The sequence below is a fragment of the Paenibacillus sp. GbtcB18 genome, from assembly GCF_019091125.1.
Taxonomy (GTDB): domain Bacteria; phylum Bacillota; class Bacilli; order Paenibacillales; family NBRC-103111; genus Paenibacillus_F; species Paenibacillus_F chitinolyticus.
Genome location: NZ_JAGXJX010000656.1, coordinates 1 through 247, shown reverse-complemented (window position 1 = coordinate 247; position 247 = coordinate 1). Strand labels below are relative to the sequence as shown.

Sequence of the window (247 nt, the reverse complement as noted above, 5' to 3'; positions counted from 1 at the left end):
GCATTGATTTAATTATTAATGATATTGTAAATACTTCAAAAATGGTCAATATCGGCAAAAAAGGATATGTAGCGATTTTCGACCAATCTAAAAATGTAATAGCGCACCCGACGATGAAGCCAGGTAATAAAATAGAAGAAAAACTGGAGAAAGAATTATACAAACAGGAAACAGGTGAGTTTAAATTCAAACTTGATGGTGGGGATCGCAATATTACCTTTATAACAAATAAGCAGACGGGATGGAA

The 247-nt window shown here is 33.2% G+C and carries 1 protein-coding gene; it reads left to right on the top strand.

What is annotated here, in order from left to right:
• The coding region (locus KVT34_RS30755; RefSeq protein ID WP_217563349.1) for a PDC sensor domain-containing protein at nt 1-247 on the top strand (247 nt) is incomplete at both ends.